Raw genomic sequence first — 20,552 nt, forward strand, 5'->3', positions numbered from 1 at the left:
ACCCCGCCCCTCACGCCCCGGACGAGGCCGCGAGCCCCGACTTCAGGCCTGCCCCGCACAGCGGCACCACCGCCGTACGGTCCCCGAGCGCCCCCTCCCGTACCGCGGCCCAGCACGCGGCGGCCGTCGACTCCACATAGAGCCCCCGCGACGCCAGATCGAGCTGTGCGTGCCGGATCTGGTCCTCCGTGACCGTCAGGAACGTACCGCCCAAGTCCCTTACGGCACGCAGGATCTGCCGCGCCCGCGGCGGCCGCGGAATCGCGATGCCTTCGGCGAGGGTGTCGGCGGCCGGGGTCTCCTCCACGAGATCGTCGGCGTCCGCACGCCAGGCCGCGGCGAGCGGGGCGACCGCCGCGGCCTGCACCGCCCACAGCGCGGGACGCCGGTCGAGCAGCCCGGCGCCGTACAGCTCGGCGACTGCGAGGAAGGCGCCCAGCAGCAGCGTGCCGTTGCCTGCGGGCACCACAAGGACCTGGGGCAGCCGCCCGCCGAGGTCTTCCCACAGCTCGTGGACATAGGTCTTGGTGCCGTGCAGGAAGTACGGGTTGTAGGCGTGGCTCGCATAGAACGCGTCCGGGTCGTCGGCCGCCTCGCGTGCCACCGCCGCCGTCGCCTCACGTCCGCCGCGGACGACCTCCACGCGCGCGCCGTGCGCACCGATCTGCTCCAGCTTCTTCGACGACGTACCGAACGGGACGTACACCGTGCAGGGCAGCGCGGCGCGGGCGCAGTACGCCGCGATCGCCGTGCCCGCGTTGCCGCTGCTGTCGGCGATGATCCGCGACGGCCGCAGCTGGAGCGCCAGTTCTGCGAGCATGACGGCGCCGCGGTCCTTGAACGACAGGGTCGGCATCAGATAGTCGAGTTTCGCCGAAATACCGTCCTTCAGGGCCACAAGCGGCGTCCGGCCCTCGCCGAGGGAGACCGAGGGCGTGGCCAGCGGCAGCACCTCGGCGTACCGCCACAGCGAATTCACGCGCCCGATCAGCGATTTCAGCGGCGCGGGCGTGGGCGAGAAGTCCAGGTCGAGAGGGCCGCGGCAGAGCGGGCAACACCAGGCGAGCGACCCCGCGGGCACGCGCGTGCCGTCGGTCGGGCAGAAGGAGTCCGGCAGTGGCGTCATGGAATCAGGCTAGATTGTGCTGTTTGTTGACGTTGTGTCATGGCGACCGCGCCCCTGGCAATCGGTCCGCAACCACCCGGCCGCCCACGAGCCGGGATCCATCGCGGCGCCCGCGCTCCACCCCAGGGGCCCGCTGCCCCTACGATGCGCCAAGTCGTACGCACGTTCTGCACGCACGTGCTCCGTGTTCTGGCAGAGGAGCAAGCAACTCGTGGACATACCGCCGCCGCCCCGCCCCGGCGGCCCTCAGCAGCCGCCACAGAACCCTTACGCCCCTCCGGGCCAGAACCCGTACGGCGAGCCCCCGTACGGCGAGCCCCCGTCCCCCCCCACCCCGCCCATGGGGCCCCAGCCTCCAGTCGGCGCCCAGCCTCCCCTGGCCGCCCAGCCCCTGCCCCCGTACCAGCCCTGGCCGCAGCCGCCGTACTTCGCGCCCGCCCCACCGCCCGGCCAGCCGCCCGTCAACGGGCTCGCCATCGCGGCCCTCGTGCTCGGCATCCTCTGCTTCCTGCCCGCCGTCGGCCTGGTCCTAGGCCTCGTCGCGCTGGCGCAGATCGAAAAGAGGGGCGAGCGCGGCAAGGGCATGGCCGTCGCCGGGATGGCCATGTCCGGGCTCGGCGTGGTGCTGCTGGTCCTCTCCCTCGTCACAGGCGCCGCGAGCGACTTCGCCGACGGATTCCGCGACGCCGCCCGGGAGTCGAGCGAGAACGGCGGCACGTTCTCGCTCGACAAGGGCCAGTGCTTCGACTCGCTCGGCGACTCGCTCGAAGGCACGGCGTACGACGTGGACAAGGTGCCGTGCCCGGGCGGGCACGACGGCGAGGTTTTCGCGACCTTCCGGATGACCGGCGGAACGTACCCCGGCGACAGCCGGATCACCGAGGTCGCCGACGAGAAGTGCTACGCGCTCCAGGACTCCTACGTGATGGACACCTGGGCGATGCCGGACGACGTCGACGTCTACTACTTCACGCCCACCCGCGAGAGCTGGGGGCTCGGCGACCGCGAGATCACCTGCTTCTTCGGCAGCATGAACGAGGGCGGCATCCTGAGGGGCTCGCTGCGCCGCGACGAGACGACCCTCGACGACGACCAGGTCGCCTATCTGAAGGCGGCCAACGTCCTGAACGCCGCGTACGCCTCGGCGCCCGAGGAGGAGTACGTCGACGACGATCTGCCCGGCCACAAGCGATGGGCGGGCCGGGTGTCGTCGGCGCTCGCCGACGAGGCGCGCGGGCTGCGCTCGCACGACTGGCCGGCCACGGCGGACAAACAGGTCGCCGCGCTCCTGCGCGACATCGAGGCGGCCCGGAAGCACTGGGCCCTGGCCGCCCGCGCCACCGACGCGGACACCTTCTACGTGCATTACGTGGCCGGGGACAAGCTCCTCGGCCACGAGAAGGCGATTGCAGTGCGCAAGGCTCTGGGGCTTGAAACGACGCTGAGCGATGAGGCGCCGGGCGGGAGCGGCACGGAAACCGGCGCCGAGGTGTGAGCGCGCACGCGACACGGAAGTCTCGTCCTGATCGCTGCGCTCCGGAGGCGGCCCGGAAAGCTCCTGCGTAAAACGCAGGACATCACAGTGAGTAATTCTTTGGCCCTTGGTTGCGGCCAACAACCGACGGTTGCCAGGCTGTTGCTGTCTGTCAATCTGAGGGGAGTGGCACGTGACCTTCGGTGAGCAGCCGGCCTATCTGCGCGTCGCGGGCGATCTGAGAAAGAAGATCGTCAACGGCTCGCTGCCGCCGCACACCCGGCTGCCGTCGCAGGCCCGGATCCGTGAGGAGTACGGCGTCTCGGACACTGTGGCGCTCGAGGCTCGCAAGGTGCTGATGGCCGAAGGGCTCGTCGAGGGCCGCTCGGGATCCGGCACCTATGTGCGCGAGCGGCCCGTGCCCCGCCGTATCGCCCGCTCCGGATTCCGGCCGCCGAGCGGCGCCAGCCCCTTCCGCCAGGAGCAGGCCGACACCGCGGCGCGCGGCACCTGGGAGTCCCAAAGCGCGCAGGCGGAGGCGAGCGCCGCGATCGCCGAGCGCCTCGCGGTCGCTTCCGGCGACCGCGTGATGTGCACGAAGTACGTCTTCCGGGACGCGGGCGAGGCGATGATGCTCTCCACGTCCTGGGAGCCCCTCGCCCTCACGGGGCGCACGCCGGTCATGCTCCCCGAAGAGGGGCCACTCGGCGGCATGGGAGTGGCCGAGCGCATGGCGGCGATCGATCTGGTCGTGGACAACGTGACGGAGGAGGTCGGCGCGCGCCCGGGGCTGGCGGAGGAGCTCCAGGCGCTCGGCGGGGTCCCCGGCCATGTCGTGATCGTCATCCAGCGGACGTACTTCGCATCGGGGCGACCGGTCGAAACCGCCGATCTCGTCGTGCCCGCCGACCGGTACCGCATCGCGTATCACCTGCCGGTGAAGTGAGAGGGGCCTCGGTCCGGGCCGTTCCGCCCGACTGAGAGGGGGCGTGAGAAGGGGCGCATCCTGCGGGATGCGCCCCTTCTCATGTTTTGCCACCTGCTCCGATGCCCTTCGACTGTGGCTGGTTGCGTATCTCTTTGTGAAAACCCGTATCCGCTGCGTGAAGGTCGGGCGTAGGCTCAGGCATATGCGGATTGCGGTTTCCTTAGAGAGCGGGGCAGGGCAGGTGGCGGTGGCGAGAAGAGGAGGAGGGGCGCGATGAACGACAGCATGGCGACACTCCCATGGCTCGTCATACGCCAGGACGACAACGGCAACCGCTATCGCGTGGGCAGGTACGCGACCAGGGCGGAGGCACAGAAGATCGCCGACAGTCTCGACGGCCGCGGGCACAAGCAGCTCTACTGGGTCGAGCGGATCGGCCAGAACGGCGTGTCGGACCGCGACCAGAACGGTATGCGCTGACCGCGACCGGAACGGTATGCGCTGACCGCCACCTGGTCGTTCCTGCCGTGTAGGCAGCCCACATGAACGCGCACTGCCGGCTCCCGTAGGCTCCGGCGCATGAGCGAACGGATCGTGGTGGTCGGCGCCGCCCTGTATGACCGGGGACGCTTGCTGGCCGCGCGCCGTAGTGCGCCCCCCGAACTGGCCGGCCGCTGGGAACTGCCGGGCGGCAAGGTCGAGCCCGGCGAGCTTCCCGAGCAGGCGCTCGTGCGTGAACTGCGCGAGGAGCTGGGTGTCGAGGCGGAGGCGGTGGCGCGCGTGCCCGGCGAGTGGCCGCTGAAGCCGGGGTACGCGCTGCAGGTGTGGACCGCGCGCCTGGTCTCCGGGGAGCCGGAAGCCCTCCAGGATCACGACGAACTTCGCTGGCTCGGCCCCGACGAGATCTGGGACGTGACCTGGCTGGACGCGGACGTCCCCGCGGTCAAGGAGACGACGCGGCGCCACGCGGCCCAGCGATCTCCGGGCGCCTGACGCGGCTCCCGGCGGGAGAGTCCCACCGGAATCCCGGCCGATCGCCCCGTCGCCCTGCAGCGCCGAATCGCCGGAAACCACCGCCGTATGGACGCCGTACAGAAGACGCGGCGCACGCTTGCCGGGGCATCTCGGCGGGGATGCCCCGTACGTGGTAATGCGCCAGAGGTACCGGGTATGGGGTGGGTGAACCCCCATGAACGGCCCCACGGAACCGGACGGCAATCCCTCGTCGCCCCAGTTCGTCTTGGAAGTGGTCGGCGTGAGCGACGACTCCGACGGCGACTGCGCCGAGTGGACCTTCCCTGCGCAGCCCGGCGCCGTACGCACCGCCCGGGCCCTCGTCCGCAAACGGCTGGCCGACTGGGGACTCGACCCGCTCGGTGACATCGCCGCCCTGCTCGTCAGCGAGCTGGTGACCAATTCCCTGCGCTACGCCTCCGGTCCCATAGGCGTGCGACTGGTGCGGCTCGCGTCGATCGGTGCCCTGCTCGTCGAGGTCTCCGACCCGCTTCCGGATCCGCCGCACACGCGCCCCGCCGCACCCGACGACGAGGGGGGCCGCGGACTCCAGCTGGTGGCGCGCACGGCGCGCCGCTGGGGCACGCGGCGTGGCGAACGCGGCAAGACGGTGTGGTTCGAACTGCCGCTGCCGGGTTAGTGCACCGGTCAAGCCGGTGAGAAGACGGTGAGGAGACAGTAGAGCTGGTCAGGGCGTTCTGGGCTGGTCGGGCGGATCGAACAGGTTCAAACCCGTCCGGACGTTACGGACCAAAAATCGTCGAGACCGTGCTGTGATCGTGAACGCCGTGTCGTGTGGCTCCGTAGTGCTGGATACTGCGGGCAGCCGCCTCCGGTGACCGGTGCCGGACGCGGTGAGCTGGAGGGGACGGTTCGCGTGAGCGAGAAACCAGCGAAGGCCACGGCGTCCAAGGACCCGTCGGGCGACGCGACATGGCAGAGCAGTCCACCCGGTTCGATCTACGACTACATCAAGGTCGCCTCGTTCTCGATCGGCCCCGATGGCCTGATCGACCAGTGGAGCCGACGCGCCGAGCAGCTCTTCGGCCTGTCGGCCAGGGATGCCGTGGGCAAGGACCCCATCGAGGCGTTCGTGCCGGACGACCTGCGTGAAAGCGGTCGCCGCAAGATGGCGGAGATACTCGACGGCCGCGAGTGGACGGGCGCCGTCCCGTTCCGTTTGCCCGCCCAGCGGCACGGCGACAGCGATGCAGGCCAGGTCGGCGGTGTGGACAGCGATGCCGGTTCGGTCAGGGCGACCGGTCCGGGCGCCGCCGCCGGTGGCGACAGTACCCCCCGTAAGGGCCGTGCCTACGGTGCGGACGGGATCGCCGAGATCTATGTGATGCCCACCGAGACGGAGTCCGGCGAACAGGCCGCCGTCTGCATCGTCGTCGACGTCCGGACACTGCGCCGCATCGAGACGGATCTCGCCGCCTCGCAGGCTATTTTCGGCCAATCTCCGTTCGGCTTCCTGCTGCTCGACACGGATCTGCGGGTCCGGCGGGTCAACAAGCGCTTCGCCACGGTCTTCGGCGGCGACGTCGACCAGCACCGCGGGCGAGGCGTCCACGACTATCTGCCGCGCCCCGAGGCCGACCGCGTGACCGCAACGCTGCGCCGTGTCCTGGAGACCGGCGAAGCCGTCACCGAGATGCTGATCACCGGCACCGTCCCCGGCTCGCTGGAGCGGCGCCACTGGTCCATCAACCTCTATCGCGTGCACAGCGGAACGGGCAGGCCGATCGGGATCGCCTGGCTCGGCACCGACGTCACCGCCCGCCGCGCCGCCGCACGCGAGGCCGCACATGCCCGCCGTAACCTCGCCCTGCTGAACGAGGCCGGCGCCCGCATCGGCAACTCCCTCGATCTGGAGACCACCGCCCGCGAACTCCTCGACGTCACCGTCCCGGGCTTCTGCGACCTTGCCTCAGTCGACCTCTATCAAGGCCTTCTCGAAGGCGACGAGACGCCGACCGGGGTCTGGGGCACGACGTCGCGGCGGGAGTCCGCGACCGGCAGCGCCGCACTGCGCCGCGTCGCCTTCGCGAGCGCCGTCGCCGACACGCCGTACATGGCGGGACCCGCGCCCGTCGCCGCGGGAGCCGTCCACCACTACCCCTTCAACTCGGCCCACGCCGAAGCCCTGCGCACGGCCCGCCCCCAGCTCGTCCCCGCCGGGGACGGGAACCTCATCCAGTCCACGCTCGCCGTGCCGATGGTCGCCCACGACACCGTCGTCGGCCTCGCCCAGTTCTCCCGTACGAAGGGCAGCGAGCCGTTCGGCGAACGGGACCGGGCCCTCGCCGTCGAACTCGCCGCACGCGCCGCCGTCTGTATCGACAACGCCCGTCTCTACCGCCGCGAGCATCAGCGCGCCCTGATCCTGCAGCGCTCGCTCCTCCCGCCCGGCGCCCCCGAGGCGGCCGGGCTCGACATCGCCTGCCGCTATCTGCCGGGCAACGCCGCCACCGAGGTCGGCGGCGACTGGTTCGACGTCATCGAACTGCCCGGCCACCGCACGGCGCTCGTCGTCGGCGACGTCATGGGCCGCGGTCTGCGCGCCGCCGTGGCGATGGGCGAACTCCGCACGGCCGTACGCACCTTGGCGCTGCTCGACCTGGAACCGGCGGAGGTGCTCTCCGCGCTGGACGAGATCGCCCGCGGACTGGGCACCCCCGGTGGCGTCCGGCAGGCCACGCGCGCGGCACGCCAGTCCCAGGACGCCGACCTCTCCGAGGTCTACCTCGCCACCTGCGTGTACGCGGTCTACGACTCCGTGACGCGCCGCTGCACCTTCGCCAACGCCGGTCATCTCCCGCCGGCCCTCGTCGAGCCCGGCGAGCCGGCCCTCATGCTCGACGTACCGCCGGGCATGCCGCTCGGTGTCGGCGGCGAACCGTTCGAGGAGGTCGAGGTCGAACTTCCCGAAGGCGCCCTGCTCGCGCTCTACACCGACGGGCTCGTCGAGTCCCGCGACCATCCGCTCGACGAGGGCCTGCAGGCCTTGCTCGGCGCCCTCGCCGATCCCGGCCCGGCCCTCGAGGACGTCTGCGACCACGTCCTGGGCGCCCTCGACACCCACCACGGCGAGGACGACATCGCGCTGCTCATGGCCCGCGTCCAGGGCCTGCCAGCGGACGCCGTCGGCGACTGGACGCTGCCGCGCGAACCGCGCAGCGTCGGCCGGGCCCGCGAGTACGCCCGCGCCCAGCTGCTGTCCTGGGACCTGGAACCCCTGGTCGACACCACGGAGCTGCTGGTCAGCGAGCTGGTGACCAACGCCCTGCGCTACGGCGAGGGCGACATCAGGCTCCGGCTCCTGCTCGACCGTACGCTCGTGTGCGAGGTGTGGGACGCCGGACTCGTCCAGCCGCGCCGCCGCAGAGCGCGCGTCACGGACGAGGGCGGCCGCGGACTGCAGCTCGTCGGGCTGCTGAGCGCGTCGTGGGGCTCACGGCGGACGCACCGAGGCAAGACGGTGTGGTTCGAACTACCCCTGCCCGACGGGGACTCGGGGCCGGGAGATCCTACGGAGGCTCTGCTCAGCCTCTTCTGAGGGCGGACCTGGTTCGGGCCGCGGTTCAGACTGCGGTTCAGACCGCGGTTCAGGCGTGCGCTTTGAGCGCGGCCAGGCGGGCCTCGATCTCCGCCGCGTCGCCCATGCTGTCGAGCTGCTCGAACTGCGCGTCCAGCGAGGAGTCGGCGAGTTCCTGCTTGCCGAGTGCCCTCGCCTCCTCGCGGCGTACCTTCTCCTCGAAGCGGCTCAACTCGGTGGTCGGATCGAGCACATTGATGTTCTTGGCGGCGTCCAGCATCTGGTTCTGCGCCTGGGCGGTCTTGGAGCGCGCCACCAACTGGTCGCGCCGGGACTGGAGTTCCGTCAGCTTGACCTTCATCTGGTCGAGACCGGACTTCAGCTTGTCGACGACCTCCCGTTGCGTGGCGATCGTCGGTTCGGCGTCCTTCGCCTCGCGCTCCGCCTGCAACTGCCGCTGCAGCGCCACCTTGGCGAGGCTGTCGAACTTGTCTCCCTCGGCGCCGGAACCGGAGGCCCGCAGCTCGTCCGCCTTCTTACTGGCGGCCTGCGCCTTCCTGCCCCACTCGGTGGCGGCCTCCACGTCCTCCTGGTGGTCCTGCTCCAGCAGGCGCAGATTGCCGATGGTGGTCGCGACCGCCTGCTCGGCCTCGCGGATGTTGTGGCTGTAGTCGCGGATCAGCTGGTCCAGCATCTTCTGCGGGTCCTCCGCCTGGTCCAGCAGGGCGTTGATGTTCGCCTTCGCCAGCTGTGCGACGCGGCCGAGGATCGTCTGCTTGGTCATGGGACCACCTCTCGTTCTCGCTTCCCCGAGTTGCGTTGCCTGGACTGCCTCGCTCAGAACCTGCCGCCCCCACCCCTCCGCCCGCGTGTCCCTCCGCCGCCGAAGCTGCCGGGGGCGCCCCCGCCGAAACCTCCACCCAAGCCCCCGCCGAAGCCGCCGCCGCGTCCCCCGCCGAAGCCGCCCCCGCCACCCGTCCCACGGCCCATACCGCCGAGGATGCCCCCGAGCACGATGCCGCCGAGCACCGCACCGCCCATGCCGCCCCCGCGCCCGCCGCCCATCGGACCGCCGTACCCGTACGGATTGCCGTACATCCGCACATCCCGCTCGGCCAGCTGCTGCGCGTCGCGGGCCAGCGCATCCGCCCGCTGGGCCTCGGCGAGCGCCGCCGTGGGATCGGCGGAAGCCCTGGGTGCCGGTCCGGCGCCGCCCGTGTCGTCGGCAGCCGCGGAGGCCTGCGCCAGCGCGAGGTGCCGCTGTGCCTCGGCGAGACGTGTCCTGGCCTCGCTGCCCACCGCGGCCCGGTGCGTCGTGATGAAGTCCGACGCGGCGCCCACGGCGCTGCGCGCGGTGAGCAGGGCCTGGTCGAGCAGGGCGCGGGCCTTCTGGTTGCTCACCTCGCGGGCGCGCGCTCCCGCGAGGGCGTCGTCGAGGGCCGCGTCGGCCTCCTCCACCCGGCGCAGCGCGTCGATGGGGTCGTACGAGCCCGTGGCGACCTGCGTCCGCACCTCGCCGACGACCGACTCCGCGCGGGCGATACGTCCGTGCAGGTCGGCGGTGGAGATGCCCTCGGGGGTGCCGACGAGCATGCCCCGCGCCTCCGCGAGGTCGGTCTCGGTCTCGGTCAGCGCGCCGGGCAGCTTGCCGACCGCCTCCGCGAGCTCCTTCGCCAGCCGGTCGACGGCGTCCACGAACGTGCCCGCCTGGTCGACGGCGCCCTCGGCGGCCCGCAGATGCACCGCGGCCGTGCCGCCCGCGCCTGCCCCGACGGCCTCGCGGGCCTGGCCGATGTGGGTCGCGGCGAACGCCAGCCGGTCCTTGGCCTGCTCGACGTGGCCCGTGACGGGCAGGACCGCGGTGGACGCGTACCGCGTGCCGAGCGCGGTGAGCGTGGCCTGCGCGGTGTCGGTGCGCCCGGTGATGTCCCGCAGCCTCGCCTCGGCGTGCTCCAGCGCCTGGGGCGCGTTCTGCTCCAGGGCGCGCAGCCGGTCGAAGCCCTCGGCCTCCGCGTCGAGCCGGCGATCGGCCTCGGTGCAGCGCGCGATGATCTCGTCCAGCATGTGGCGCTTCGTCGCATCGTCCTCCGGGATCGCGTCGTCGAGCTGCTGCCGCAGCCGGAAGGCCGCCGTGAGCTCCGACTTCGCGTACGCGAGCGCCTCACCGAACGGCGCGGCCGCCTCCTCGCCGAACTGGGCGGTGGCGAAGCCGAGTTCCTCGGTGCTGGTGCGGACCGCGTCGTCCGTCTCGACGAGCAGCTGCCTCGCCCGCTGGTCGAGCTCGGGCAGGGGCACGGCCTGCTGGCCGCGCCCGCCCCAGCCCCCACCGGGGGTGGTACGGGTCTGGACGCGCCTCTTGCGCCGGGTGTACGTGTACGCGGCGAGGGCCGCTGCGGCGCCGAGCGCCGCGATCGGCAGCATGAGGTCACCGATGAGGGCTTCGCCGTCGGCGCCGCCGCCGGGATCGGCCTCGCCCGGGGTGATCGCCGGAGTGGGCACGGGCCGGCCCGCGAGGACCGCGCCGATGCCGTTCGCCGCACCGATGGCGGCGCCCGCCCAGTCGTTCTGCCGCAGCGCCGGTTCGATGGCGGTCCCCGCGACGTCTCGCAGCTCGGCGTCGGTCAGCCGCATGTCCTGGTCCACGGAGTACGCGTACTGCCGGTCGTGCGTGGCGACGGCCAGCAGTACGTCGTTCAGGCCGAGGCCGTTGCGCTGGGCCGTCGCGTCGGCCCAGCTCTGTGCGGTGCGGCCGGAGAAGTCACGTACGTAGGCGACGAAGAGCTGGACACCCTGCTCGCTGTCGAGATCGTCCAGTGCCGCCGCGACGTCGCTCTTGCGGTCGCCGAGCGCGTCGACCCTGTCGGTGATCTGGCCGGTCCGCGACAGCGTGATCGGGTCGTCGGCACGGGCGCCCGTGGCGGGCGCGACGAGCCAGCACAGTGCCGCCAGCGCGCAGAGCAGGGTATACGCGAGGCGCAGGGAGTGCGGGAGGCGTATGCCGCTGGCCGACGGACCTCGGCTCCGGGGAAGCGTCACGTTTGTGAGGGTATGACCGCTTCTGGCCTATCGCGACCGGGCCCGCCCCGGGCTGGGGCGGGACCTGCGGAGACCGGCATCCCGGCGCCATGACGAGGGCGGCGGGCCGGAGCGGCCGAGACCGTCCCCTCTCCTCATGGCCTCACCGTCCTCATGGCCTCACGGTGATCGCCGCCCGATCTTCGACCCCAGCCACACCAGTGGGTCGTACTTCCGGTCGACCGCCCGCTCCTTCAGCGGGATCAGGGCGTTGTCAGTGATCTTGATCCCCTCGGGGCAGACCTCCGTGCAGCACTTGGTGATGTTGCAGTAGCCGAGACCGTGCTCGTCCTGGGCCGTGCGTTTGCGGTCGACGCCGGTCCTCTCGGCCTCGTCCAGCGGATGCATGTCCAGTTCGGCAACCCGCATCAGGAAGCGAGGGCCGGCGAACGCCGCCTTGTTCTCCTCGTGGTCGCGGACCACATGGCAGGTGTCCTGGCACAGGAAGCACTCGATGCACTTGCGGAACTCCTGCGAGCGGTCGACGTCCTCCTGCTGCATCCGGTACTCACCGGGACCCAGCCCCGCGGGCGGCACGAACGAGGGGATCTCCCGCGCCTTCTCGTAGTTGAAACCGACGTCCGTCACGAGATCCCGGACCACCGGGAACGCCCGCAGCGGCGTCACCGTGATCGTCTCCTCGCGGGAGAACACGGACATGCGGGTCATGCACATCAGCCGCGGACGCCCGTTGATCTCGGCGCTGCACGAACCGCACTTGCCCGCCTTGCAGTTCCAGCGGACCGCGAGATCGGGGACCTGGGTCGCCTGGAGGCGGTGGATGATGTCGAGCACCACCTCGCCGTCGTTCACCTCGACCTTGAAGTCCTCGAGCCCGCCGCCCTCGGCGTCCCCCCGCCAGACCTTGAATCGCGCCTCGTAAGAACTCATTCGTACAGCTCCTCTTCGGCGAGGTACTTGACCAGCTCCTCCTTGTCGAACAGGGCGAGCAGGTCGGGTCGGATGGGCTCCGTCGTCTCCCGGGCCAGGGAGATCTGGCCGCGGACGGGGTCGGTGGCCGCGAGACCGCCCGTCGGGTCGGCGAGCCGACAGAGCAGATTGATGTGCCGCCACTCGCGGTCCATCGTCGGATGGTCCTCGCGGGTGTGGCCGCCGCGGCTCTCCGTACGCTCCAGCGCGGCCCGCGCGATGCATTCGCTGACCAGCAGCATGTTGCGCAGGTCGAGGGCCAGGTGCCAGCCGGGGTTGAACTGGCGGTGCCCCTCGACCCCGGCCCGCCGCGCCCTCACCCGCAGCTCCGCGAGCTTCCGCAGCGCCTGCTCCATCTCCGCCTCGCGGCGGATGATGCCGACGAGGTCGTTCATCGTCTGCTGGAGCTCCTGGTGGAGGGTGTACGGGTTCTCGGGCGGCTCGCCGGGCGTCGGGCCCTCCGCCGAGAACGGGCGCAGCGCCTCGGCCGCCGCCGCGTCCACCTGCTCGGCGTCCACGGCCGGGCGGCGCTCCCCGGTGAGCCCGGACGCGTACTGCGCCGCGTGCAGCCCCGCCCGCCGCCCGAAGACCAGCAGGTCGGAGAGGGAATTGCCGCCGAGGCGGTTGGAGCCGTGCATGCCGCCCGCGACCTCCCCGGCCGCGTACAGCCCTGCCACCCCGCGGGCCGCCGCCGTGTCCGAGTCGACCGCGATGCCGCCCATCACGTAGTGGCAGGTCGGGCCGACCTCCATCGCCTCGGCCGTGATGTCGACGTCGGCGAGCTCCTTGAACTGGTGGTACATGGACGGCAGCCGCCGCTTGATCACCTCGGCGGGCATACGCGTCGACACGTCCAGGTAGACCCCGCCGTGCGGGGTGCCGCGCCCCGCCTTCACCTCGGCATTGATCGCCCGCGCCACCTCGTCGCGCGGCAGCAGCTCGGGCGGGCGCCGGTTGTTGTCCGGGTCGTCGTACCAGCGGTCCGCCTCGTCCTCCGACTCGGCGTACTTGTCCTTGAAGACGTCGGGGATGTAGTCGAACATGAACCGCTTGCCGTCGGAATTGCGCAGCACACCGCCGTCACCGCGGACCGACTCGGTGACGAGGATGCCCTTCACCGACGGGGGCCAGACCATGCCGGTCGGGTGGAACTGCACGAACTCCATGTTCAGCAGCGGCGCACCCGCGAGCAGCGCCAGAGCGTGCCCGTCGCCCGTGTACTCCCACGAGTTCGACGTGACCTTGAAGGACTTGCCGATGCCGCCGGTGGCCACGACCACCGAGGGTGCCTCCAGGACGAAGAAGCGGCCGGTCTCGCGGTCGTAGCAGAAGACCCCCGAGACGCGGCCGTCAGCGTCCTTGAGTACGCGGGTCACCGTGCACTCCTGGAAGACCTTCAGCCGCGCCTCGTAGTCGCCGAACTCGCGCTTGTCCTCCTGCTGCAGCGACACGATCTTCTGCTGGAGCGTGCGGATCAGCTCCAGGCCCGTGCGGTCGCCGACATGCGCGAGCCGCGGATACTCGTGCCCGCCGAAGTTGCGCTGCGAGATCCGCCCGTCCTTCGTACGGTCGAAGAGCGCGCCCCACGTCTCCAGCTCCCAGACCCGGTCCGGGGCCTCCTGGGCGTGCAACTCCGCCATCCGCCACTGGTTGAGGAACTTGCCGCCGCGCATGGTGTCGCGGAAGTGCACCTGCCAGTTGTCGCGCTCGTTGACGTTGCCCATGGCCGCAGCGATGCCGCCCTCGGCCATCACCGTGTGCGCCTTGCCGAACAGTGACTTGCAGATCACGGCCGTACGCGCACCCTGCTCACGCGCCTCGATCGCGGCCCGCAGCCCCGCGCCGCCGGCGCCCACCACCACGACGTCCCACTGCTGCCGCTCCACCTGTGACATCAGGCACCTTCCATTTCAAAACAGCCTCGGATCGTCGAAGGCGCCGCTGGCGAGCAGAAACACGTAGAAGTCGGCGAGCGCGACGCTCACCAGCGAGGTCCAGGCCAGGAGCATGTGCCGGGCGTTGAGCCTGCCCACCCACTGCCACAGCCGGTAGCGCACGGGGTGCTTGGAGAAGTGCTTCAGCTTGCCGCCGACGATGTGCCGGCAGGAGTGGCAGGAGAGCGTGTACGCCCAGATCAGCACGATGTTGACCAGGAAGACGAGAGTGCCCAGGCCCATGTGGCCCCACTCGTAGTTCTCGTCGCGGAAGGCGAGGACCGTGTCGTACGTCAGGATCCCGGCGACCGGGAGCGCCGTGTAGAAGAAGTAGCGGTGGATGTTCTGCAGGATCAGCGGGAAGCGGGTCTCACCGGTGTACTTCTTGTGCGGCTCGGCGACGGCGCAGGCGGGCGGGGACGCCCAGAAGCCCCGGTAGTACGCCTTGCGGTAGTAGTAGCAGGTCAGCCGGAAGCCCAGCGGGAAGATCAGGATGAGCAGGGCGGGGGAGAGGCCCCACCAGCTGCCGAAGATCTCCCAGTTCGGGCCCCCGCGCATCGGCTCGCAGTTCTCGGCCAGGCAGGGCGAGTAGAACGGCGAGACGTAGGGCGCCGCGTAGTAGTCCGCGTTCGCGAAGGCCCGCCACGTCGAGTAGACGACGAAGGCCAGCAACCCGGCCGCGGTGGCGGCAGGCGCCAGCCACCAGCGGTCGGTCCGCAGATGCGGGGCGGCGATGGCGGCGCGGGTGCCTTCTCGTACCCCGCCCGTATTCAGATGTGGTTCGGTGCCGGTGGCCAATGAAGTTCCACTCCCTCTTTTTGTGGCTCGGTTCGCCTCCGGGGCGGCAAAGCCGGTGTCGAGAGTGCGACCGTGCTCAGCCCTCCTTCGTCGGGCCTCCGCGCGCTCGCCCTCTCGACACCGGCGCGCCCCTTCGGCTCACTCGCCGAGTGGCCCGGGCCGGTCAGGGAGCGCGCCGGTCGCGGGCGCCCAGGCCCTCGTCGTCCGAGTCCGTCCACAGCGCGCTGTCGTACGGCGTGTCCGGGATGCCCACGAGCTCGGGTTTCTTCTGTACCCCGAGGGCGGGGGCCGCCTCGCGCAGCAGCGCGACGCTCTCACGCAGATGATCGGCGTCGGTGCGCACCCGGCGGATCTCCAGGCTGCGTCCGACGTGCTGTTCGAGCCGGCCGACGGACCGGACGAGGTCGTCGATGCAGCGTTGTACGGCGGTCAGATCGTCCTGCAGGGACATGACTTGCCCTCACTTCCGCGGTTGCGGTGGCAACGCTCACGCGCCTGCGAGTGTCGCGCGTCACATCTCGCCTGTGAAGGGATCTGCCCGGATTCCTGGTCCGCGCGCCACGCATGCGCCCCTTACGCGCCCCCGATCGGCCCAGTAGTCACAGGGGACGTCGCCATGTGCAGCAGCCTCACCGGAATCGCTTGCCACTTCCGCCGCGCGGGTGACCTTGGAGCCTCTCTCTGTCGTGTCGCTACCGACAAACCCACACGATCCACTTCAGTGGGGCGATACGTGTGATCAGCACCATACTCCGCACAGCATTCCGTACACCCTGAGCAGTCCCGGTCCGATCCGGCCCGGACCGGACCGGCGGCGGGCAGGCCGCGCGAGCCCCGGAGGTACCAGTGATGTCTCTCGACGGCGTCAGGCTGCGCCCTGTCATGCGATGCGTCGCGTTCCTCGCGGCAGGAGTGCTCGCCGTGCCCGCCATGGCCGGCTGCAGCAGCGGTAGCGAAAAGGCCGGCCGTCCGGTCGCCGGCCAGGACATCGCGTCGGCGGGGCGCGAGCTGATCAGCGACGGCGGCACCCTCCACTGGGCCGTCGACGCCCTGCCCGAGACGCTCAACGCCTTCCAGGCCGACGCCGACGCGACCACCTCCCGGATCGCCGGCGCCGTCCTGCCGTCCCTGTTCCGGCTCGACGAGCTGGGCCGGCCGCAGCGCAACCCCGCCTTCCTGGAGTCCGCCGAGATCGTCGAGCGCGAGCCCAAGCAGGTGGTGCTCTACAAGATCAACCAGCAGGCGGTGTGGAGCGACGGCCGCGAGATCGGCGCCGCCGACTTCACCGCACAGTGGCGCGCCCTGTCCGGCAAGGACACCGCGTACTGGACCGCGCGCAACGCCGGCTACGACCGGATCGAGAAGATCGAGCGAGGCGCCAGCGACCTGGAGGTACGGGTCACCTTCGCCAAGCCGTACGCGGACTGGCGCTCGCTGTTCTCGCCGCTGTACCCGAAGGACGTCATGGGCACCCCGGACACCTTCAACGACGGTGCGCGGTCCAAGCTGAAGGCCACCGCCGGGCCCTTCACCCTCACGAAGATCGACCGTGCCGCGGGCGATGTGACGCTGGAACGCAATCCGCGCTGGTGGGGCAACCCGGCCAAGCTCTCCACGATTGTGCTGCGTGCCGTGCCACGCGACGAGCGGGCCGCCGCGCTCGCCGAGGGCAGACTCGACCTCGCCGACGTCGAGCCGGCCGACGCCCAGCGCATCGCACTCGCCACCCGCGACAAGGGAGCCGACGGGGCACCCGTGCACGGGCCCGTCGCCGAGACCAGTCCCGCCCAGGCGCTGCGGTCCTGGGCCGTCGCGAACGGCTCGGACGCACAGGCTGCCCAGGCCGAGAAGCTCGCCCGCGAGCAGCGCAGCGAGGCGGCCGAGCAGTACACCAAGGAGCAGGCGAGCCTGCGCGACTACGTCCTCCGCAAGTCACTGGAGCCCGCCTACACGCAGCTCGCGCTCAACGGCTCCCAGGGCCCGCTCGCCGACGAACGCGTACGCCGCGCCGTGGCCCGCGCCCTCGACCGCGAGGAGCTCGCCCGGCTCGTGCTGACACCGCTCGGGCTGCCCGCTGAGCCGGTCGGCAACCATCTCGCACTGGCCGGCCAGGCGGCGTACGCCGACAACAGCGGGGCCCTCGGCGGCCAGGACACGGAGGCGGCGCGGGCGCTGCTCGCGGACGCCGGATGGGTGCCGGGCGGCACGACGAAGGACGGAAACGCCGCGGGCAGCGAGGCCCGGGACTCCGGGAAGTCCGCGGACGGGGCGCCGGGCGGATCATCCGGCGGCTCCGGCAGTTCCTCCGACTCAGACGACTCGGTGGACTCCGGGACGTACGACGAGGCCGGTGCGGCGGAGGAAGCCGCCGAGGACGACGACGGTACGTACATCGTCGGACAGGAGGACGACAAGCCCGGCAACAGCGGCAGCTCCGTGCTCGCGCCCGCTCCGGCCGTCGCTCTCCAGCGCGCCGCGCTCGTCCGCCAGGCAGATGCCCTGGTCATGCCCGGTGAGGCCGACAGGGAGAAGCTGCAGGATCCGCGAGGGCAGGACGGCCGGCAGCAGGCCAGGCGGGGCGGCGTCCCCGGCGCGTACGCACCGAAGGGAACGGCCGCCCCCAAGACGAGCGGCACCCCGCAGAACACGGCGTCCCCGGCCGGTGCCGTGGCCGACGGCGCCGCCGCAGGCCAGCTGGCCAAGGACGGCAAGCCGCTCACGCTCCGCTTCGTACTGCCCTCGGGCCCCGGATCGGAACAGCTGCGGGCCGTGGGCGACCGGATCACGCGGATGCTCGAGCGCATCGGGATCCGCACGGAGACGTCCAAGGTCTCCGACGACAGCTACTTCAAGGACCACATCGCGTCCGGCCAGTACGACCTGGCGCTGTACTCGTGGCCCGCGACCGCCTTCCCCGCCACCGACAACCGGCCGATCTTCGCCAAGCCGGTGGCCGCCGCGGACGGCTCGCTGAGCATCGAGCAGAACTACACGCGGGTCGGCACCGACCACATCGACCAGCTCTTCGACCAGGCGATCGCCGAGCTGGACGAGAAGGAGGCGGCCTCGCTCGTCAAGCAGGCCGACGCCCGCATCTGGGCCGCGGCCGGCTCCATCCCCCTCTACCAGCGCCCCCAGCTGGTGGCCGCCCGCCCGAACCTCGCCAACGCAGGCGCTTTCGGTTTCGAGACGCCGGTCTACGAGGACATGGGCTACCTGAAGTCGGGGGTCCACCAGGGCGCACCCAAGGGAAGCCCGAGCCACTGACAGGGCTGCCGAAGGGGGCCACCCAATGGCCCCCGCAAGCCCCACCCCGGAGCGCACCGTACGATGGGGTGAGGCCGTGGCGTGTCCAGCCCGGCAGGGCCCGCGTACCGAAGACGTACGCGCAGGCCGTCCACTCACCCCGGGAGAAGCGCCGCACCATGGCCACGCGCCAAGACATCCGCAACGTCGCCATCGTCGCCCACGTCGACCACGGCAAGACCACCCTCGTCGACGGCATGCTCAAGCAGGCCGGCGCCTTCGCAGCCCACGCCGCCGAGAACCTCGACGATCGGATGATGGACTCGAACGACCTGGAGCGTGAGAAGGGCATCACGATCCTCGCCAAGAACACCGCGGTGAAGTATCACCCGAAGGCCGGCGGCGAGCCCATCACCATCAACATCATCGACACCCCCGGCCACGCCGACTTCGGCGGCGAGGTCGAGCGCGGCCTGTCGATGGTCGACGGCGTGGTCCTCCTCGTCGACGCCTCCGAGGGCCCGCTGCCGCAGACCCGTTTCGTGCTGCGCAAGGCGCTCGCCGCCCGGCTCCCGGTGATCCTCTGCATCAACAAGACGGACCGCCCGGACTCCCGTATCGACGAGGTCGTCAACGAGACGTACGACCTGTTCCTCGACCTGGACGCGGACGAGGACCAGATCGAGTTCCCGATCGTCTACGCCTGCGCCCGTGACGGCGTGGCCTCGCTGACCAAGCCGGAGGACGGCACCGTCCCGGCCGACAGCGACAGCCTGGAGCCGTTCTTCTCGACGATCCTGGACACCATCCCGGCCCCGTCGTACGACGAGGAGGCGCCGCTCCAGGCCCACGTCACCAACCTGGACGCGGACAACTTCCTCGGCCGTATCGCGCTGCTCCGTGTCGAGCAGGGCGAGCTGCGCAAGGGCCAGACCGTCACGTGGATCAAGCGCGACGGCACGATGTCCAACGTGCGCATCACCGAGCTGCTGATGACCGAGGCGCTCACCCGCAAGCCCGCCGAGAAGGCCGGCCCGGGTGACATCTGCGCAGTCGCCGGTATCCCGGACATCATGATCGGCGAGACCCTCGCCGACCCCGAGAACCCGATCGCGCTGCCGCTGATCACGGTCGACGAGCCCGCGATCTCCATGACCATCGGTACGAACACCTCGCCGCTGGTCGGCCGCGGCGGCACCGGCAAGGGCGCGGACAACAAGGCGGCGGTCAAGGACCGCAAGGTCACCGCCCGCCAGGTCAAGGACCGCCTCGACCGCGAGCTGATCGGTAACGTCTCGCTCCGCGTGCTCGACACCGAGCGCCCGGACGCCTGGGAGGTCCAGGGCCGTGGCGAGCTGGCGCTGGCGATCCTCGTCGAGCAGATGCGACGCGAGGGCTTCGAGCTGACCATCGGCAAGCCGCAGGTCGTCACCAAGGAGGTCGACGGCAAGGTCTACGAGCCGGTCGAGCGTATGACGATCGACGTGCCCGAGGAGCACATGGGTGCGGTCACGCAGCTCATGGGCGTCCGCAAGGGCCGGATGGACAACATGTCCAACCACGGCTCCGGCTGGGTCCGCATGGAGTTCGTCGTACCGTCCCGCGGCCTGATCGGCTTCCGTACGGAGTTCCTGACCGGCACGCGCGGCACGGGCATCGCCCACTCCATCCACGAGGGCCACGAGCCGTGGTTCGGCACGCTGACGACCCGTAACAACGGTTCGCTGGTCGCCGACCGTTCCGGCGCCGTCACCGCGTTCGCGATGACGAACCTGCAGGAGCGCGGTGTGCTGTTCACCGACCCCGGCACCGAGGTGTACGAGGGCATGATCGTCGGCGAGAACTCGCGCTCCGACGACATGGACGTGAACATCACCAAGGAGAAGAAGCTCACGAACATGCGGTCGTCCTCGGCCGACTCGTTCGAGGCGATCGTCCCGCCGCGCAAGCTGTCGCTGGAGCAGTCGCTGGAGTTCTGCCGCGACGACGAGTGCGTCGAGGTCACCCCGGAGGCCGTCCGTATCCGCAAGGTGGTCCTGGACGCCCGCGACCGCGCCCGCTCGGCCTCGCGCGCGAAGCACGCCTGACGCTGGGCGCTGTGCCGTAAGGGGCGCCCCGCGCAGCCTGAGGCTGCGCGGGGCGCTCGGCATTTGCCGTCCCAGTGCCGAGTGCCCAGTGCCTTGAGGGCCTGGGATGCCCCCAGCGGGCGCACATTCCGGCACGTCCCCTTCGGCGCGTATGCGGCTGCCGGTCGGTGGCCGGTTCTGGCCCGCGGTGGGCGGCCGCGCCGGCCTGCGCTCGCCGAACATATGTCCCGACGCCGGCGGACACAGCATCGGCATTCGTCCGAAACATCTGGCCGGTACCACAGAGCCCGGACGCCCCTGACAGGTGGCGCCCGAAGCCTGTCGTACCGGAATGCCCCAAGTTGCGGATTGGGCCCCATCGGCGCCGCCAAGGAAGCCCGTCAGACCCGTATCTACGCGCGG

Annotated in this window: 15 protein-coding genes; 8 read left to right on the top strand and 7 right to left on the bottom strand. The window is 71.1% G+C overall.

Features of this window, described 5'->3' with window-relative positions:
- Positions 1-10: 10 nt before the first annotated feature.
- Complete coding sequence (locus ACSMXV_RS26895) at positions 11-1,126, bottom strand: pyridoxal-phosphate dependent enzyme (RefSeq protein WP_473173805.1); 1,116 nt, start codon at positions 1,124-1,126, stop codon at positions 11-13.
- Between the two features lie 211 nt (positions 1,127-1,337).
- Here ACSMXV_RS26895 and ACSMXV_RS26900 point away from each other — a divergent pair, with 211 nt between their 5' ends.
- From ACSMXV_RS26900 to ACSMXV_RS26925, 6 genes are all read left to right on the top strand, one after another.
- Complete coding sequence (locus tag ACSMXV_RS26900; protein WP_473173806.1) at positions 1,338-2,621, top strand: DUF4190 domain-containing protein; 1,284 nt, start codon at positions 1,338-1,340, stop codon at positions 2,619-2,621.
- Between the two features lie 172 nt (positions 2,622-2,793).
- The gene (locus ACSMXV_RS26905) at positions 2,794-3,546 is read left to right on the top strand and encodes a GntR family transcriptional regulator (RefSeq protein ID WP_473173807.1); all 753 of its coding nucleotides are present in this window, start codon (positions 2,794-2,796) and stop codon (positions 3,544-3,546) included.
- A 255-nt stretch (positions 3,547-3,801) separates the two neighbouring features.
- A complete protein-coding gene (locus tag ACSMXV_RS26910) occupies positions 3,802-4,008 on the top strand; it encodes an SPOR domain-containing protein (RefSeq protein ID WP_181655277.1) in 207 nt (68 codons plus the stop codon).
- A gap of 99 nt (positions 4,009-4,107) precedes the next feature.
- A complete protein-coding gene (locus tag ACSMXV_RS26915; RefSeq protein WP_473173808.1) occupies positions 4,108-4,521 on the top strand; it encodes a (deoxy)nucleoside triphosphate pyrophosphohydrolase in 414 nt (137 codons plus the stop codon).
- 196 nt (positions 4,522-4,717) lie between these two features.
- Positions 4,718-5,182 (top strand): ATP-binding protein, encoded by a 465-nt coding sequence (locus ACSMXV_RS26920; protein ID WP_473173809.1) that lies wholly within the window; start codon positions 4,718-4,720, stop codon positions 5,180-5,182.
- Between the two features lie 237 nt (positions 5,183-5,419).
- Entirely contained in the window at positions 5,420-8,101 is a 2,682-nt protein-coding gene (locus ACSMXV_RS26925; RefSeq protein ID WP_473173810.1) for a SpoIIE family protein phosphatase, read from the top strand.
- Between the two features lie 49 nt (positions 8,102-8,150).
- On the opposite strand, the gene ACSMXV_RS26930 is transcribed toward ACSMXV_RS26925, so the two are convergent.
- The 6 genes from ACSMXV_RS26930 to ACSMXV_RS26955 form a co-directional block, all read right to left on the bottom strand.
- Complete coding sequence (locus ACSMXV_RS26930) at positions 8,151-8,864, bottom strand: PspA/IM30 family protein (RefSeq protein WP_473173811.1); 714 nt, start codon at positions 8,862-8,864, stop codon at positions 8,151-8,153.
- 53 nt (positions 8,865-8,917) lie between these two features.
- On the bottom strand, positions 8,918-11,077 hold the full coding sequence (locus tag ACSMXV_RS26935; protein ID WP_473179075.1) for a TPM domain-containing protein: 2,160 nt from the start codon (positions 11,075-11,077) through the stop codon (positions 8,918-8,920).
- A gap of 198 nt (positions 11,078-11,275) precedes the next feature.
- Positions 11,276-12,046 carry a succinate dehydrogenase/fumarate reductase iron-sulfur subunit gene (locus tag ACSMXV_RS26940; RefSeq protein WP_473173812.1) on the bottom strand — a complete coding sequence of 257 codons (771 nt, stop codon included), beginning with the start codon at positions 12,044-12,046 and terminating at the stop codon, positions 11,276-11,278.
- A complete protein-coding gene (locus ACSMXV_RS26945; protein ID WP_473173813.1) occupies positions 12,043-13,980 on the bottom strand; it encodes a fumarate reductase/succinate dehydrogenase flavoprotein subunit in 1,938 nt (645 codons plus the stop codon). Before ACSMXV_RS26945 ends, ACSMXV_RS26940 begins: the two co-directional genes overlap by 4 nt.
- Before the next feature lie 15 nt (positions 13,981-13,995).
- Positions 13,996-14,817 carry a hypothetical protein gene (locus ACSMXV_RS26950; RefSeq protein WP_473173814.1) on the bottom strand — a complete coding sequence of 274 codons (822 nt, stop codon included), beginning with the start codon at positions 14,815-14,817 and terminating at the stop codon, positions 13,996-13,998.
- Positions 14,818-14,980: 163 nt separating this feature from the next.
- Positions 14,981-15,268: a hypothetical protein gene (locus ACSMXV_RS26955; RefSeq protein ID WP_473173815.1), complete on the bottom strand. Its 288-nt coding sequence runs from the start codon at positions 15,266-15,268 to the stop codon at positions 14,981-14,983.
- Positions 15,269-15,666: 398 nt separating this feature from the next.
- On the opposite strand from ACSMXV_RS26955, the gene ACSMXV_RS26960 reads away from it, so the two are divergent.
- Together ACSMXV_RS26960 and typA are read left to right on the top strand one after the other, a co-directional pair.
- Positions 15,667-18,084 carry an ABC transporter family substrate-binding protein gene (locus ACSMXV_RS26960; RefSeq protein ID WP_473173816.1) on the top strand — a complete coding sequence of 806 codons (2,418 nt, stop codon included), beginning with the start codon at positions 15,667-15,669 and terminating at the stop codon, positions 18,082-18,084.
- A gap of 158 nt (positions 18,085-18,242) precedes the next feature.
- Positions 18,243-20,150 carry a translational GTPase TypA gene (gene typA / locus ACSMXV_RS26965; RefSeq protein WP_473173817.1) on the top strand — a complete coding sequence of 636 codons (1,908 nt, stop codon included), beginning with the start codon at positions 18,243-18,245 and terminating at the stop codon, positions 20,148-20,150.
- Positions 20,151-20,552: the final 402 nt, after the last annotated feature.

The organism is Streptomyces sp. DSM 42067 (assembly GCF_055792885.1).